Below are 16,772 nucleotides of genomic sequence, written 5' to 3' on the forward strand. Positions count from 1 at the left end.
GCCGAGGGGGATGGCCCGCCCACACGGCGGAGGCCGGCCTTTCATCCTTCGCCGATGGCGAAGGCTGTGTCCAGCACTCCCGAATTGCGAACCGGACCAGTTCCAGGGAGAGTCCCCGGCACGCGCAGGGTGCCGCCCATCCCGGGACAAGGAACCCGCGCCGTCTCAGGAATGGATCGGCCGCCGCGATGCAAGCGAGCGCCCTCTTCGGGCTATGGACGGGCCCCATCGCGGCCCTCGGCGGGACGGCGAGCGCCGTCACCGGCGGCCTGCTCGTGCTCTGCATGGGCCTGTGGGCGACGGCCCTCGTGGCCGAGATCGTCACCGCGATGCTGTTCTTCGCCGCCGCGATGCTGTTCCGGCTCGGGGCGCCCTCGACGGTGTTCTCGGGCTTCGCCTCCTCGGCCTTCTGGCTGGTGCTGAGCGGCATGGTGGTGGGCCACGCCATGACCCGGACCGGCCTCGGCGCCCGCCTCGCCCGGTCGCTCGCCGGGCATCTCTCCGGCTCCTACGCCCGCTTCATCGCCGGCATCGTGGCGCTCTCCTTCGGGCTCGCCTTCGTGATGCCCTCCAATCTCGGCCGGATCGCGCTCCTCGTCCCCGTGGTGCTGGCCCTCTGCGACGGGTTCGGGCTGGCGCAGGGCCGGCGCGGGCGCGTCGGGGCGGTGCTGGCGGTCGGCCTCGCCACCCCGATCCTGTCCGCCGCGATCCTGCCCGCCAATGTCCCGAACCTCGTGATGGCGGGCACCGCCGAGGTGCAGCACGGCCTCCACCTCGCCTACCTGCCCTACCTCCTGCTGCACGCCCCCGTGCTGGCGCTGGTGAAGGGCGGGCTCCTGGTCTGGCTGATCCTGTGGATCTTCCCCGACCGGATGGAGCCGGGGGCGGCCGAGACCGCCCCGGCCCCGCTCACGCCCCTCTCCCCCGAGGAGCGCCGCCTCGCCGTGATCCTGCTCGCCACCCTGGGCCTCTGGGTCACCGACAGCCTGCACCACATCGCCCCGGCCTGGGTCGGTCTGTCGGCGGCGGTGATCTGCCTGATGCCGCGCGTCGGCGTCCTGGCGCCGGACGCCTTCGGGGCGGTCAACCTGCGCACCTGCTTCTACATCGCGGCGCTCCTCGGCCTCGTGGCCCTCGTCAACGAGACCGGCCTCGGCGCCCGCCTCGGCCACGCCCTCCTGGCGGTGGCGCCCCTCGAGCCCGGCGCGACGGCGCGCAACTTCGGAGTCCTCACCCTGATCGCCACGCTCCTCGCCCTGGTGGTCACGGCGAACGGGGCGCCCGCCCTCTACACCGCGCTCGCGGGGGAGATGGCGCGGGCCTCCGGCCTCGACCTGATGAGCGTCGTGATGGTGCAGGTGGTGGGCTACTCGACCCTGTTCCTGCCCTACCAGGCGCCCCCGATCGTGTTCGCGAGCGACCTCGGGCGGGTGAGCCTCAGGGACGCCACCAAGGTCACGATGGCACTGGGGCTCGTCTCGCTGATTGTAACAGCGCCACTCGACTATCTCTGGTGGCAATTCCTGGGACAGATCCGGTGACAAAATGCGTCGAATATCAAATCCGCCCCGGCCTCGGCGTCGCCTCATGCCGCATTGCGGCTTGCGCTGCGCCGCACTAGCGATACGAACTTAGACCCACTCCAGACTTCGCCAGCCCCATCCCACCCATCCGAGGATCGCTCCACGATGGCCCCAACCGCCAGACCGACGGTCGCCCAGCCGCTCTCGCCGCACCTCCAGATCTACCGCTGGACCTGGACCATGGCGATGTCGGTGTTCCACCGGATCACCGGCACGGCGCTCTACGGCGGCTCGGCGCTGGTGGCGATCTGGCTCGTGGCCCTGGCGTCCGGCCCGGCGGCCTATGGCTGGGTGGCGTGGTTCTTCGGCTCGATCCTCGGGCGCCTCGTGCTCTTCGCCTATACCTGGATCCTGATGCACCACATGCTCGGGGGCCTGCGCCACTTCCTCTGGGATTTCGGCCTCGGCCTCGACCGCGAGCGCCGGATGTGGCTCTCGCGCGGCACGCTCATCGGCTCGGTGGCCCTCACCGTGATCATCTGGGCGCTCGCCCTGACCCTGCGCTGAGGGAGGCTCCGCCATGGCCGACAACCGCCAGAACACCACCCTGTCGATCCGCACCCCCCGGGCCCGCGTCCAGGGCCTCGGCCCCTCCGGCCACGGCGCCGGCCACTGGTGGATGCAGCGCGTCACGGCGGCCGCCAACGCGCCCCTGATGGTCGCCTTCGTGGTGATCGTCGCGCTCATGGCCGGCCGGCCCTACCCGGAGGCGGTGGCGCTGATGAGCCACCCCCTGGCGGCCCTGATCCTGATCCTCGCGGTGATCTCCGTGACGCTGCACATGCGCCTCGGCATGCAGGTCATCATCGAGGATTACGTCCACGGCAAGGGCCTGCGCATCGCCGCGGTCTTCGCCAACAACGTCTACGCGGTCATCGTCGCCGTCGCCTGCCTGTACGCGATCCTGCGCGTGGGCTTGAGCCGCCTCGCCTGACCCCCTGGAGAGATTGAGGAGCCGACCCATGGCCGCCAACGGATCGAACGGGACGCAGCCCGCCTACACCATCCACGACCACACCTTCGACGTGGTGATCGTCGGGGCCGGCGGCGCGGGCCTGCGCGCCACGGTCGGCTGCTCGCAGGCGGGCCTGCGCACCGCCTGCATCAGCAAGGTCTTCCCGACCCGCTCGCACACGGTGGCGGCGCAGGGCGGCATCTCGGCCTCGCTCGGCAACATGGGCCCGGACGACTGGCGCTGGCACATGTACGACACCGTGAAGGGCTCGGACTGGCTCGGCGACCAGGACGCGATCGAGTACCTCGTGCGCAACGCCCCCGCGGCGGTCTACGAGCTCGAGCACTGGGGCGTGCCGTTCTCCCGCACCGAGGAGGGCAAGATCTACCAGCGCCCCTTCGGCGGCATGACCACCGATTACGGCAAGGGCACCGCCCAGCGCACCTGCGCGGCGGCCGACCGCACCGGCCACGCCATGCTCCACACCCTCTACGGGCAGGCGGTGAAGAACCACACCAACTTCTTCATCGAGTACTTCGCCCTCGACCTGATCATGGACGAGGAGGGCCGCTGCCTCGGCGTCATCGCGATCGACCAGGCCTCGGGGGAGATCCACCGCTTCCGGGCCCAGATGACGATCCTGGCCACCGGCGGCTACGGCCGCTCCTACTTCTCGGCCACCTCCGCCCATACCTGCACGGGCGACGGCAACGCCATGGTGCTGCGCGCCGGCCTGCCCCTGCAGGACATGGAGTTCGTGCAGTTCCACCCCACCGGCATCTACGGCGCCGGCTGCCTCATCACCGAGGGGGCGCGGGGCGAGGGCGGCTACCTGACGAATTCCGAGGGCGAGCGCTTCATGGAGCGCTACGCCCCGAGCGCCAAGGACCTCGCCTCCCGCGACGTGGTCTCGCGCTCGATGACGATGGAGATCCGGGCCGGCCGCGGCGTCGGCCGGCAGGGCGATCACATCTTCCTCCACCTCGACCACCTCGACCCCAAGATCCTGCACGAGCGCCTGCCGGGCATCTCGGAGAGCGCCAAGATCTTCGCGGGCGTCGACGTGACCAGGGAGCCGATCCCGGTCCTGCCGACCGTGCACTACAACATGGGGGGCATCCCGACGAACTATCACGGCGAGGTGCTGACCCTGCGCGACGGCAACCCCGACACCGTGGTGCCGGGCCTGATGGCGCTCGGCGAGGCCGCCTGCGTCTCGGTGCACGGGGCCAACCGCCTCGGCTCGAACTCGCTCATCGACCTCGTGGTGTTCGGCCGCGCGGCGGGCCTGCGCTGCGCCGAGATCGTCGAGCCGAACGGCCGCCAGATGGAGCTGCCCAAGGGCTCCGCCGACAAGGCGCTCGCCCGCCTCGACCGCTTCCGCTACGCCGACGGCGGCACGCCCACGGCGGAGCTGCGCCTCGAGATGCAGAAGACCATGCAGAACAACTGCGCGGTCTTCCGCACCGGCGAGGTGCTGGAGGAGGGCAAGGGCCTGATCCACAAGGTCTGGAACGCGGCCGCCGACATCCGCATCACGGACCGGTCGCTCGTCTGGAACACCGACCTCCTCGAGACCCTCGAGTTCGACAACCTGATCGGCCAGGCCGTCGTCACCATGGAATCGGCGGCCAACCGCAAAGAATCCCGCGGGGCCCACGCCCGCGAGGACTTCCCCGACCGCGACGACAAGGAGTGGATGAAGCACACCCTCTCCTGGCTCGACGACCAGAGCCACCAGGTCTCGATCGATTACCGCCCGGTCCACACCTACACGATGTCGAACGAGATCCAGTACATCGAGCCGAAGGCGCGCGTGTACTGACCCTCCCTCTCCTCATGCGGCGGCCTGGAGCGGAACGAGCCCCGGCGGCGTTCCCCGGCCGTCGTGTTTCGGCCTCGTGACAGCGAGACAGTCATGGCTCAGTTCACCCTTCCGAAGAACTCCCAGATCCACGAGGGCAAGGCCTGGCCGGCGCCCGAGGGCGCCAAGCGCCTGCAGGAATTCCGCGTCTACCGCTGGAACCCGGATGACGGGGCGAACCCGCGCATCGACACCTACCAGGTCGACCGGGACGATTGCGGCCCGATGGTCCTCGACGCGCTCCTGTGGATCAAGAACCGGATCGACTCGACGCTGGTCTTCCGCCGCTCCTGCCGCGAGGGCATCTGCGGCTCCTGCGCCATGAACATCGAGGGCCAGAACGCGCTCGCCTGCACCATGGGCATCGACGAGTGCAAGGCGCACGCCTCCGGCAAGAAGCACCCGGCGGTGCGGATCTACCCGCTGCCGCACATGCCGGTGCTCAAGGACCTGGTGCCGGACCTGACGACCTTCTTCGCCCAGCACGCCTCGATCGAGCCCTGGCTCCAGACCGAGACGCCCTCCCCCGAGACCGAGTGGAAGCAGACCCCGGAGGACCGGGCCCGCCTCGACGGGCTCTACGAGTGCATCCTCTGCGCCTGCTGCACCACCTCCTGCCCGAGCTACTGGTGGAACGGCGACCGCTTCCTCGGCCCCGCCGCCCTGCTCCAGGCCTATCGCTGGCTGATCGACAGCCGCGACGAGGGCACCGGCGAGCGCCTCGACGGGCTGCACGACCCGTTCCGGCTCTACCGCTGCCACACCATCATGAACTGCGCCAATACCTGCCCGAAGAACCTCAACCCGGCCAAGGCCATCGCGGAGATCAAGAAGATGATGATCGCCCGCGAGGTCTGACGGCGGGGGCCGGCCTTGGCGCCCCACGGGCGGCATCCGGCCGGCAGGGGCGCGTGTCGCGGCCTGGAATGAGCCATGACGGGTGAGCCATGACGGGTGAACCATGACGGGTGAACCATGACGTCCCGATCCGCCGCGGGCGCCATCGTCGAGCTCGGGGCCGTCGCCCTGTCCCGGGCGATCCACGCGCGCAGGGTCTCCTGCGCCGAGGTGATGGCGGCCTATCTCGACCGGATCGAGCGGCTGAACCCCGCCGTCAACGCCATCGTGGCGCTGCAGCCGCGCGAGGACCTGATGCGGCAGGCGGGCGAGCGCGACGCGGACCTCGCCCGCGGCCGGAGCCGGGGCCCGCTCCACGGCATCCCCCTGGCGGTGAAGGACCTCGCGGCGGTGGCGGGCCTGCCCTTCACGCAGGGCTCGCCGATCTTCCGCGACCGGGTCGCCGGGGCGGATTCGCTCATGGCGGAGCGCCTGCGCCGGGGCGGCGCGCTCTTCATCGGCAAGACCGCCACGCCGGAATTCGGCCTCGGCTCGCAGACCTTCAACCCGGTCCACGGCACCACCCGCAACGCCCACGACCCCACCCGCACCGCCGGCGGCTCGAGCGGGGGCGCGGCGGTGGCGGTGGCGCTCCGGATGCAGCCCGTCGCGGACGGCAGCGACCATGCCGGGTCCCTGCGCAACCCGCCCGCCTTCAACAACCTCTACGGCCTGCGCCCCTGCTACGGCCGCATCCCGCAGGCCGGCCCCGACCTGTTCACCCCGGGCCTCGCGGTGGAGGGCGCGATCGGCCGCTCGCCCGCCGATATCGGCCTGATGCTGTCGGTCCAGGCCGGCCCCGACCCGCGCTGCCCGCTCGCCATCGCGGCCGATCCCGCCGTCTTCGCCGCCCCCCTGGGGCGGGACTTTGCGGGGACCCGCATCGCCTGGCTCGGGGACCTGCGCGGCCACCTGCCCTTCGAGCCCGGCGTGCTCGAACTCGGGCGGGCGGCGCTCGCGGATCTCGCCGCGATCGGCTGCGAGGTGGCGGAGGCCTGCCCGGCCTTCGACTTCGAGGCCCTGTGGCGGGACTGGCTGGTGCTGCGCGCCTGGCTCACGGCCACGAGCCTCGGCCCGCTCTACGCCGACCCGGCCCGGCGGGCGCTCCTGAAGCCCGAGGCGATCTGGGAGGTGGAGCGCGGCCTCGCCCTCGACGCCGGCCGGGTCGCGGCGGCCCTGGCCGGGCGCAGCGCCTGGTACGAGACCCTGCGGGTCTTCATGCGGCGCTTCGACTTCCTGGCGATGCCGAGCGCCCAGGTCTTCCCCTTCGACGCCGCCCTGCCCTGGCCGAAGCGGGTCGGCGGGCGGGACATGGACACCTACCATCGCTGGATGCAGGTTGTGATCCCCGTCACCATGAGCGGCCTGCCCGCCCTCAACGTCCCGGCGGGCTTCGGCCCTGAGGGGCTCCCGACCGGCATCCAGATCGTCGGCCCCAACCACGGCGAGCGCGCCTGCCTCGAACTCGGCGCCGCCTACGACGCGGCCACCCGCTGGGTCGAGCGCCGCCGGCCGCCGCTCCTCGACGGGCTCTGAGCCGGCATCCGCCGCGCCCCCCCCGGCCCCGGGGCCGGGATGCCCGACGCGGCACCTAGGAAAAATAACTTGACATTTTGGGTTTCCTGTCATAGACCCTTGGCCGCTCGCCCCCACCCGACGGGGGCTCCCGCGGAGACCGGCCGCGGGGGCTGGGGACCGAGGCGGTCCCGCGTCGATGGCTTCGGTCGCCATCGCCCCGGGCGTTCGCGCGACAGGGGACGTGTCCGGCCGGTGGCCGGGGCGCCCTCGGGCACATCCGAGGCCGGGCCCACTACGAGGCCCGGTGCGGCGAGGCAGGCCCGCAACGGGGACGAGGTCCGACCCCCGCCCCGACGTCGGAGTCGATGCGGACGCACCAGATCCGCGACGCCAAATCGGCCGGCGGTCCCGCGAGGGCCCGGCGGCCGCGGGACGCCGGGAGACCGGTCTCGTTCCAACCCTCGATGGTCTTTCGGCGTCCCGCGTCACCCGGCGCGACCCGTCACGACCCTTCCGGCCAAGCCCCCGGCGCATCCGCGCGCGGGGCCGCTTCCGTTTGCAGGGCCGCATCCGCGTTGGGGCCGCGCCGCGAAGGCCCGAGGGGGATGCCCCGCCGGCAGGCCCGGCATGCATGCCCGGGCCGGTCTCGGCCGGGCATCGCGCGCCGGGGGCGATTGCCTCGCCCGCGCGAAGGCGTAGCCTCCTGCGGGACGGCGTAGCCTCGGCCTCGGGGCGGCGGGTCAGGCAGGCGGGGGTCCATGACGACCACGAAGAACGCAACCACGAAGAGCACGACCACGAAGAGCGCGATCACCACCACCGAGGCCCTCGGGCGCCGCCGCGGCGCGGCGGTCCTCGTCGAGGTGCTGCGCAGCGAGGGCGTGCGCTACATCTTCGGCAACCCGGGCACCACCGAGCTGCCGCTGATCGACGCCCTGACGGAGGCCACCGACATCGCCTACGTGCTGGCCCTGCAGGAGGCGAGCGCGGTCGCGATGGCGGACGGCTACGCCCAGGGGGCGCGCCGGCCGGCCTTCCTCAACCTGCACACGGCGGGCGGCCTCGGGCACGGCTTCGGCAACCTGCTCAACGCCCACATCACGGGCACGCCCCTCGTGGTGACGGCAGGCCAGCAGGATTCCCGGCACGTCCTCACCGACCCGCTGCTGTTCGGCGACCTCGTCACCATCGCGGCGCCCGCCGTGAAATGGGCCCGCGAGGTGACGCACGCGGACCAGCTGCCGATCCTGCTGCGCCGCGCCTTCCACGATTCCAACGCCGCCCCCTCCGGCCCGGTCTTCCTGTCGCTGCCCATGGACGTGATGGAGGAGATGACCGACGCCTCGCCGGGCGAGATCTCCACCATCGACCGCTGCGCCGTGGCGGGCTCCCTCGACCGGCTGGCCGACCACCTCGCGGCGATCCCGCCCGGGCGGCTGGCGCTGATCGCGGGCGACGAGATCGAGTCGAGCGACGCGTCCGCCGAGGCCGTGCGCCTCGCCGACGCGCTGGCCGCTCCGGTCTACGGCTCGTCCTGGCCGGCCCATATCCCGTTCCCCACCGCGCACCCGCTCTGGGCCGGGAACCTGCCGACCAAGGCCACCGAGATCGCCGAGATCCTCGGGGGTTACGACGCGGTCTTCGCGCTCGGCGGCAAGTCGCTGATCACGGTCCTGTACACCGAGGGCTCGGCGGTGCCGCCGGGCACGCAGGTGTTCCAGCTCTCGGCCGACGTGCGCGACCTCGGGCGCACCTACGTCACGGCGCTCTCGATGGTGGGCGACATCCGGGCCTCCCTGACGGTGCTGCAGCCGCTCCTCGAGGCCCGGATCGCCGACCGCCGCGAGGCCTACGCGGCGGAGCGCGCCCGGGCGGTCCTCGCCTACGACGCCCGGCGGGCCCGGCTGTTCTCGGCCGCCGACGCCCAGTTCGACGCCCCCGTGGTGACGCCGCTCGTGGCCGCCCGCGAGATCGCCCGGGCGGTCGGCTCCGACATCGCCATCGTGGACGAGGCGCCCGCCACCCTCGGGCACCTGCGCACCTTCCTGCACAGCAACTGGACCCGGCAATATTCCTCGATGCGCGGCGGCGTCCTCGGCTGGGGCATGCCGGCCTCGGTCGGGTTCTCCCTCGGGCTCGACCGGTCGCCCGTGGTCTGCATCGTCGGCGACGGGGCCGCGATGTACTCGCCCCAGGCCCTGTGGAGCGCCGCCCACGAGCGGCTGCCCATCACCTTCGTGGTGATCAACAACGCCGAGTACAACATCCTGAAGAAGTTCATGAAGAGCCAGACGCACTACGCCTCGGTGCGGGCCAACCGCTTCATCGCCATGGACCTCGTCGACCCGCGCCTCGACTTCCCGGCGCTCGCGGCCTCGATGGGGGTCGCGGCGCGGCGGATCACCCGGGCGGAGGAGATCGCCCCGGCGATCGAGGCCGGCCTGCGCTCGGGCCTGCCGAACCTGATCGAGGTGATCGTCAGCCCGACCTGACGGGGAGCCGGAGGGGGACGGCGAATTCGGCGGGCGGGACTCCCGTACCCCCACCCGCGTTTGCTACACAGGCCCGACAGAGGGGACCGCGCCCGGGACCGGTGCGGAGCAGCGGGGAGACAGGCCGGCACCATGCAGGAATCGTCGAGACCCGAGCCCGCCCTCCTCGATCCGGAAGTCCATGTCGAGAGCTTCCGGCAGGCCCGGGAGGCGCGCCGGCTCGAGCTCGTCGAGGATTACGTTGAGCTGATCGCCGACCTGATCGGCGACGGCGGCGAGGCCCGCCAGGTCGACATCGCGGCCCGCCTCGGGGTGGCCCAGCCCACCGTCGCCAAGATGCTCAAGCGGCTGGCCGAGGAGGGCTTCGTGCAGCAGCGGCCCTACCGGGGGGTGTTCCTGACCGAGGCCGGCCGGGTGCTCGCCGAGCAGAGCCGCGAGCGCCACCGCATCGTCGAGGGCTTCCTCTGCGCCCTCGGGGTCAGCCCCGAGACCGCCCGCCGGGACGCGGAGGGCATCGAACACCATGTCAGCACCGAGACCCTCGAGGCCTTCCGCCGCTTCGCCGAGGGCGAGCGGGACGCCTGAGACTCGGAGGCGGATCCGCGGGCCCCGGCTCTGCCCCGGCCCTTGGGCCGTATCGGATCACCCCGCCCTCCCGCGGGATGCGGCGGGAGGCCGGCCTCCCGGCGACATCTCCGACCGGGATGGCGCGCCACAGGGCATGCGGGGCGGCCCTGTCCATGCGGGGGATGCGGGATTCAGGCGAAGAGCGCGGCGGCGACCTCCGCCTCCTCGTGCTCCGGCACCACGTCGACCTCGACCTTCAGCTTCTGGGAGCCCGAGGCGCTGACGATCCCGTCGATGGGCGAGACGTCGCCGTAATCCCGGCCCCGCGCCACCACGATGTGGTCGTCGCGCACCCCGACGCCGTTCGTCGGGTCGAGGCCGATCCAGCGGTCGCCACACCAGACCGAGACCCAGGCGTGGCTGGCATCCGCCCCGCGCAGGCGCGGCCGTCCGGGCGGCGGGATGGTGCGCAGGTAGCCGCTGACATAGGCGGCGGGCAGGCCGAGGCCGCGCAGCCCCGCGATCATCACGTGGGTGAAGTCCTGGCAGACGCCGGCCCGGAGCGCGAAGGCCTCGGCCAGGGGCGTCGACACGGTGGTGGCCTTCGCGTCGAAGCGGAAATCGTCCCGGATGCGCCGCATCAGGTCGTGGGCGAGCCCGTAGGCGCTGCGGCCGGGCAGGACGCTCGCCCGCGCGTAATCGGTGACGGCGGCCACCAGGGGCACGCGCTGGCTCGGGAACAGGAAGTGCACGGGCGAATCCGGCCCGAGGTCGCGGCTCGCCGCGGCCGCGTCGCGCACGCTCTCCCAGGGCCGGCCGGCCTCCGGGTCCGGCAGGGGCGGACGGGCCACCTCGATGCGGGACAGGGCCTCGACCCGGAAGGCCGTGTGCGGCGTGTCGATGGTGATCGCCGTGGTCTCGATCCCGAAATAATCCTGGCGCCGGACCTCGGTCCTCGGGGCCGGGGTGATCTCGACGCGGCTCGCCAGCACGGTCTGGCCCTCGCCGTCGCGGGGGCGGAGGCGCAGCGAGCAGCGGGCGAAGCGGGCGGGCCGGCCGTAGCGATAGGCGGTCAGGTGGCGCAACGTGTAGATCACGCGAGCCCCGCGAGCTTCTCCGGGCGCAGGGCGTGCGGCCCGTTCGGGAAGTAGCGGCCCGCGACGGCGTCGGCGAGGCGCTCCAGCTCGCTCTCGAGGCGCGCCATCGCGACGCCGTCGAAATCCCCGGCCTCCCCGGCGGAGAACTCGGCCGCGATCCGCGAGGCGAGGCGCCGCTGCGGCTCCGGGATGCCGTCGGCGCTGAGCGCCGGCAGGTCCGCGAGGTGGCGCAGCACCGCCTCCACCTGGAAGGCGACGGAGCGGGGATTGTAGGGGTCGAGCAGAACCATGTCGCGGACGGGGTCGAGGGCCACGCCCTGCATGTAGCGCGCCCCGTAGGTCACTTGCGAGTCGCACAGGGCCAGCATCACCCCGAGGTCGTCGGCGCTGGCCTCGTCGCCCGCGAAGGCCATGGCGAAGGAGCAGGTGTTGATCGCCCGCTCGATGCGCCGGCCGAGATCGACGAAGTGCCAGCCGGCCGCCCGGCTCATGTTCTCGTGGGTCAGCCCGGACAGGGCGGCGATGTGGCTGAGCGCCCGCTCGGCCCGGCGCAGCAACTGCGATTCCGCGAAGTCGCGGGCCTGGTCGAGGGAGAGCAGGTCGACGAGGTCGGCGAGCACCCGCCAGGCCTCGCCCGACAGCCGCGTGCGCAGGGTCGCGGCGTTGGTGCGGGCCGAGAGGATGTGGGCCCGCGCGGAGCCGCGGCTCTCCCGCCCGACGAGGGCCTCCTGCGCCATCGCGGCGGTGGGCAGGTCGGGGGCGCTGACCGCGCCCCACTCGTCGAGGATGGCGCGGATGCGCAGGGCCGTCGGGGCGCGCACGTCCCCGGTGATGTCGGTGACGACCGCGTCGCCCACGCTCCCGAGATGGGCCAGGACGAGGCGGATCACCGCCTCCGCCCGCTCGGTGTAGCGCCCGTACCAGAACAGGGTGTCGGCCGCCCGCGAGGGCAGGTGCCCGGCGATCCGGCGGACCCGGGGCGCGCCCTGCACGGCGAGGGTCGGGGCGTCGACCGGGCTGCCGGAGAGGATCCAGACGTCGGCCGACTTGATGCCGAGGCGCATCTCGATCGGGTCGACGTCGGGCCGCTCGGAGATCCGGCAGAAGCCGCCCGGCATCACGCGCCAACCCTGGGGCGTCCGGGCGGCGAAGACCCGGAGGGCGAAGGGCCGCGGCACGAAGCGCAGGCCGGACTCGGTGCGCTCCCACCCGGGCATCGTCGAGAGGGGCGCGGGTTCCTGGCCGACATAGTCGAAGGGCCGGTCGCGCAGGGCCGCGACGACCTGCGCCCGGTCGGCCGCGAGGGCGTGCGGCCCCAGGATCGCGTCGCGCCCCGCCCCGCGCTGGGGGGTGGCGGCGGGGCGCAGGGTCAGGTCGTCGAGGTGGTCGCGCACGTAGGCGAGGCCGTCCGGGTCGCCGCACCACCAGGTCCGCGGGCTCTCGAGGCGCAGGTCCTCGCCGAGGAGCGCGCGGGCGATGCCGGGCAGGTAGGCGGCGAGCGCCCCCGACTCGACCATGCCCGAGCCCGGCATGTTGGCCATCACGAGGCTGCCGTTGCGCAGGGCCTCGATCAGGCCGGGGACGCCGAGGCGCGAGGCCGGGTTCAGCTCGATCGGATCGAGGTAGTCCCCGTCGATCCGGCGCCAGAGGGCGTCGGCCCGCTTGAGCCCCGAGACGGTGCGCACCTGCAGGCACCCGTCCTGCATCACGAGGTCGTCCCCCTCGACCAGCATCAGGCCGAGATAGCGGGCGAGCGCCGCCTGCTCGACATAGGTCGAGCTGTAGGGCCCGGAGGTCAGCAGGCAGATGCGGGGATCGGCCCGCTCGGCGCCCGCCGCGAGGCCCTCGCGAAAGCTCTGGAAGAAGGGCGGCAGGCGCTCGACGTGGAGGTCCTGGTAGAGGTCCGGATAGGTGCGGCTCAGCACCATCCGGTTCTCCAGCGCGTAGCCGAGGCCCGAGGGGGCCTGCGTGCGGTCCGCGAGGACCCGCCAGCGGCCGTCGGGGGCCCGCCCGATATCGGCGGCGTAGAGCTTGAGGTAGCGCCCCCCCGGCGGGCTGACCCCGTGGAGGGGGCGCAGGAACTCGGGGCTGCCCGCCACGACCGAAGCGGGCAGGAGCCCGGCCGAGACGAGGCCGGCCGGCCCGTACACGTCGGCGAGGATCGCCTCCATCAGCTCCGCGCGCTGGACGAGGCCCTCGCTCAGGGTGCGCCACTCGTCGGCCTCGATCACCAGGGGGAGCGAGCCGAGCGGCCAGGCATGCTCGCGCTGGTCGCCGTAGATCCGGAAGGAGATGCCGGTGTCCCGGATATGGCGCTCGGCCGAGACGAAGCGGGCCATGATCTCGGCCTCGCCCAGGTCGCCGAGGCGCTCGAGCAGCCGGGGCCAGGCGCCGCGCATCGCGCCGTCCGCCGCCATGAACTCGTCCGGCAGCCCGGGTTGAGGCCGGTAGCCCCCGGTCCAGCGGGCCAGTCGCTCGGGCGGTCCCTCCTCGCCCTGGCGGCCGGCCGGGCTCATCGCGGCGCGGGTCTGCGCAGGTCGAGGGTGAGCGGGAATTCCGGGTTCGCCTCGGCGAGCGGCATCTCGATCCGGCCCGGGGTGTGGCCGTGCGCCTGGAAGCGGGCGAGCCGGCGCCCCTCCGCCTCGTAGGTGTTGACCGGGTAGGTCTCGTAGTTGCGGCCCCCGGGATGCGCGACGTGGTAGCGGCAGCCGCCGAGCGCGCGCCCGCTCCAGGCATCGAGGATGTCGACGGTGAGCGGCGAGTGCGCGGGAATCGTCGGGTGCAGCGAGGAGGCCGGCTGCCACGCCTTGAAGCGCAGGCCGGCGACGGCCGCGCCGCCGGTGCCCGTCCCGGTCATGGGCAGGCGCCGGCCGTTGCAGGCGATGACGTGGCGACCGGGCACGTAGCCGGCCACCCTGACCTGCAGGCGCTCGACGGAGCTGTCGACGTAGCGCACCGTGCCACCGATCGTTCCTTCCTCGCCGAGCACGTGCCAGGGCTCCAGGGCCTGGCGCAGCTCGAGCTCCACGCCCCCGTGCTCGACCTGGCCGAAGACGGGGAAGCGGAATGCGGCCTGCGCCTCGAAGGCCGCGGGGTCGAAGTCGTAGCCCGCCCCGCGCAGGTCTTCCAGCACGCCGAGGAAGTCCGCCCAGAGGAAATGGGGCAGCATGAAGCGATCGTGCAGAATCGTGCCCCAGCGGACACAGCCGCCCTCCTGCGGCTCGCGCCAGAGCCAGGCCACGATGGCGCGCAGGAGCAGCTGCTGCGCGAGGCTCATGCGCGGGTCCGGCGGCATCTCGAAGCCGCGGAACTCGAGGAGGCCGAGGCGCCCCGTCGGCCCGTCCGGCGAGTAGAGCTTGTCGATGCAGATCTCGGCCCGGTGGGTGTTGCCGGTGACGTCGACCAGGATGTTGCGGAAGATCCGGTCGACGAGCCAGCGCGGGATGTTCGGCGTGTCCGGCGCCGGCACCTGGGCGAGGGCGATCTCGAGCTCGTAGAGCCCGTCGTGGCGCGCCTCGTCCATGCGCGGCGCCTGGCTCGTCGGGCCGATATAGAGGCCGGAGAACAGGTAGGAGAGCGCGGGGTGGCGCTGCCAGTAGAGCACCAGGCTCTTCAGCAGGTCCGGCCGGCGCAGGAACGGGGAATCGTCCGGGGTCGCGCCCCCGAGCACCACGTGGTTGCCGCCGCCGGTGCCGGTGTGGCGCCCGTCGGTCATGAACTTCTCGGCGCCGAGCCGTGTCTGCCGGGCGTCGGCGTAGAGGTCGGTGGTGATCTGCACCGCCTCGCGCCAGGTCGTGGCCGGATGCACGTTCACCTCGATCACCCCGGGGTCGGGCGTCACCTTGATGACGTTCACCCGCGGGTCGTAGGGCGGCTCGTAGCCCTCGATGTGGAGCGGCTGGCGCAGGGCGGCGGCGGCCGCCTCCAGGTAGCCGACGAGCTCGAGATACTCGTCGACCCGCTGCAGCGGCGGCATGAACACGCACAGGACGCCGTTGCGCGGCTCGACCGCCAGCGCCGTGCGCACGGCGACCCCGGTCACGCCCGAGCCGTTGACGGTCCCGGCGCCGGGATGGCCCTCCGGCAGGGGGCCGCGCCCCTCGAGGGGATCCTGCGGCTGGTAATAGGGATAGTGCTCGGGCGGCACGTGCGGCAGCGAGGCGAGGGGCAGGCGGAAGCCGAGGGGCGAATCCCCCGGCGTCAGGAAGGCGTATCCGCGCCGGAACTCCCAGGGTTCCGAGATCCAGCGGCGGTCCGAATCGGCGGCCTCGCCGGTGGGCAGGCTCGCCAGCGGCAGGACGTAGCCGGCGGCCTGACCGAGGCCGCGCTCGTAGACCCGCCGCATCCGGGCATCGGCCTCCGCCGCGTCGAGCATCGGGTTGCCGGTCGTGACGTTCGGCGGCAGCTCCGCCTCCTTCTCGGTCCAGTATTTCGGGTCCTCGTAGGCCGGCAGGACGTAGGATTCGAGGCCGAGCCGCCCGGCGAGCGCCGCGATCAGCGCCCGTGCCTGCTCGGGCTCGGCCGTGGCCGGCCCGTCCTCGGCCGCGATCAGGCCGGGGTCGCGCCAGATCGGCCGGCCGTCCCGGCGCCAGTACAGGGCGAAGGCCCAGCGCGGCAGGCTCTCCCCGGGATACCACTTGCCCTGGCCGTAATGCAGCATGCCGCCGGGCGCGAAGCGCTCGCGCAGGCGCCGGATCAGCTTGTCGGCGAGGCCCCGCTTCGTCGGGCCGACGGCGGCGGCGTTCCACTCGGGCGATTCGTAGTCGTCGATCGACACGAAGGTCGGCTCGCCGCCCATGGTCAGGCGCACGTCCTGCTTGGCGAGGTCCGCGTCGATGCGGTCGCCGAGGGCGTCCATCGCGGCCCAGACCGCCTCCGAGAAGGGCTTGGTGATGCGCGCCGCCTCGGCGATGCGGGTCACCGACATCTCGAAGCCGAAGCTGACCTCCGCGGGCTCGGCGAGGCCCGAGATCGGTGCGGCGGAGTGGTAGTGCGGCGTCGCCGCCAGGGGGATGTGGCCCTCGCCGCAGAACAGGCCCGAGGTGGCGTCGAGACCGATCCAGCCCGCGCCCGGCAGGTAGACCTCGGCCCAGGCATGAAGGTCGGTGAAGTCCGTCTTGGTGCCCTCGGGGCCCTCCACGGCCGTGGTGTCGGGCACGAGCTGGATCAGGTAGCCGGAGACGAAGCGGGCGGCGAGGCCGATCCGGCGCAGCACCTGCACCAGGAGCCACGCGGAGTCGCGGCACGAGCCGCTGCCCAGGCGCAGCGTCTCGGCCGGCGTCTGGACCCCCGGCTCCATCCGCACCCCGTAGGCGATCTCGGAGCTGACGAGGTCGTTGAGCTGCACCAGGAACTGCACCGTGCCGGGCTCCTCCGGCAGGCGCTCCAGGAAGGCGTCGATCTCCGGGCCCTCGGCATCCCCGGTGACGAGGTAGGGGGCGAGCTCGACCGTCAGGTCGTCCGCGTAGGCGAAGGGCCGCGTCTGCGCGTATTCCTCCACGAAGAAGTCGAACGGGTTGATCACCGACAGGTCGGCGGTGAGATCGACCTCGATCTTCAGCTCGGTCGCCTTCTCGGGGAAGACGAGGCGGGCGAGCCAGTTGCCGTTCGGGTCCTGCTGCCAGTTCACGAAGTGGTTCTCGGGCGTCACCCTCAGCGCATAGGACGGGATCTTGGTCCGGGTATGCGGGGCCGGCCGCAGGCGGATCACCTGGGGGCCGAGCGCGATGGGCCGGTCGTAGCGGTAATGCGTGACGTGGTGCAGGGCGGCTTTGATCGACACGAGGACTCCCGTCGCTG

The 16,772-nt window shown here is 72.8% G+C and carries 11 protein-coding genes; 8 read left to right on the forward strand and 3 right to left on the reverse strand.

What is annotated here, in order from left to right:
- The first annotated feature begins 188 nt into the window (after positions 1–188).
- From F6X51_RS13045 to mntR, 8 genes are all read left to right on the forward strand, one after another.
- The gene (locus tag F6X51_RS13045) at positions 189–1,541 is read left to right on the forward strand and encodes an SLC13 family permease (protein ID WP_407658524.1); all 1,353 of its coding nucleotides are present in this window, start codon (positions 189–191) and stop codon (positions 1,539–1,541) included.
- A gap of 147 nt (positions 1,542–1,688) precedes the next feature.
- The gene (gene sdhC, locus F6X51_RS13050; protein WP_150964087.1) at positions 1,689–2,090 is read left to right on the forward strand and encodes a succinate dehydrogenase, cytochrome b556 subunit; all 402 of its coding nucleotides are present in this window, start codon (positions 1,689–1,691) and stop codon (positions 2,088–2,090) included.
- A 13-nt stretch (positions 2,091–2,103) separates the two neighbouring features.
- Positions 2,104–2,517 carry a succinate dehydrogenase, hydrophobic membrane anchor protein gene (sdhD, locus tag F6X51_RS13055; RefSeq protein ID WP_150964088.1) on the forward strand — a complete coding sequence of 138 codons (414 nt, stop codon included), beginning with the start codon at positions 2,104–2,106 and terminating at the stop codon, positions 2,515–2,517.
- Positions 2,518–2,545: 28 nt separating this feature from the next.
- Positions 2,546–4,363, forward strand: coding sequence for a succinate dehydrogenase flavoprotein subunit (gene sdhA, locus F6X51_RS13060; protein WP_150964089.1), 1,818 nt, complete (start codon positions 2,546–2,548; stop codon positions 4,361–4,363).
- A 93-nt stretch (positions 4,364–4,456) separates the two neighbouring features.
- On the forward strand, positions 4,457–5,260 hold the full coding sequence (locus tag F6X51_RS13065) for a succinate dehydrogenase iron-sulfur subunit (RefSeq protein ID WP_150964090.1): 804 nt from the start codon (positions 4,457–4,459) through the stop codon (positions 5,258–5,260).
- A gap of 117 nt (positions 5,261–5,377) precedes the next feature.
- Entirely contained in the window at positions 5,378–6,835 is a 1,458-nt protein-coding gene (locus F6X51_RS13070) for an amidase (protein WP_150964091.1), read from the forward strand.
- Between the two features lie 740 nt (positions 6,836–7,575).
- Positions 7,576–9,309, forward strand: coding sequence for a thiamine pyrophosphate-binding protein (locus F6X51_RS13075; protein ID WP_150964092.1), 1,734 nt, complete (start codon positions 7,576–7,578; stop codon positions 9,307–9,309).
- A gap of 132 nt (positions 9,310–9,441) precedes the next feature.
- Positions 9,442–9,894 carry a manganese-binding transcriptional regulator MntR gene (gene mntR / locus F6X51_RS13080; protein WP_150964093.1) on the forward strand — a complete coding sequence of 151 codons (453 nt, stop codon included), beginning with the start codon at positions 9,442–9,444 and terminating at the stop codon, positions 9,892–9,894.
- Positions 9,895–10,067: 173 nt separating this feature from the next.
- On the opposite strand, the gene F6X51_RS13085 is transcribed toward mntR, so the two are convergent.
- The 3 genes from F6X51_RS13085 to F6X51_RS13095 are packed head-to-tail and all read right to left on the reverse strand — an operon-like array spanning position 10,068 to position 16,755.
- A complete protein-coding gene (locus F6X51_RS13085) occupies positions 10,068–10,973 on the reverse strand; it encodes a transglutaminase family protein (protein WP_150964094.1) in 906 nt (301 codons plus the stop codon).
- Entirely contained in the window at positions 10,970–13,489 is a 2,520-nt protein-coding gene (locus tag F6X51_RS13090) for a circularly permuted type 2 ATP-grasp protein (protein ID WP_150964095.1), read from the reverse strand. Before F6X51_RS13090 ends, F6X51_RS13085 begins: the two co-directional genes overlap by 4 nt.
- The gene (locus tag F6X51_RS13095; RefSeq protein WP_150964096.1) at positions 13,486–16,755 is read right to left on the reverse strand and encodes a transglutaminase family protein; all 3,270 of its coding nucleotides are present in this window, start codon (positions 16,753–16,755) and stop codon (positions 13,486–13,488) included. The genes F6X51_RS13090 and F6X51_RS13095 overlap by 4 nt, the downstream gene beginning before the upstream one ends.
- Positions 16,756–16,772: the final 17 nt, after the last annotated feature.

The organism is Methylobacterium planeticum (genome assembly GCF_008806345.1).
In the GTDB taxonomy this organism is placed as follows: domain Bacteria; phylum Pseudomonadota; class Alphaproteobacteria; order Rhizobiales; family Beijerinckiaceae; genus Methylobacterium; species Methylobacterium planeticum.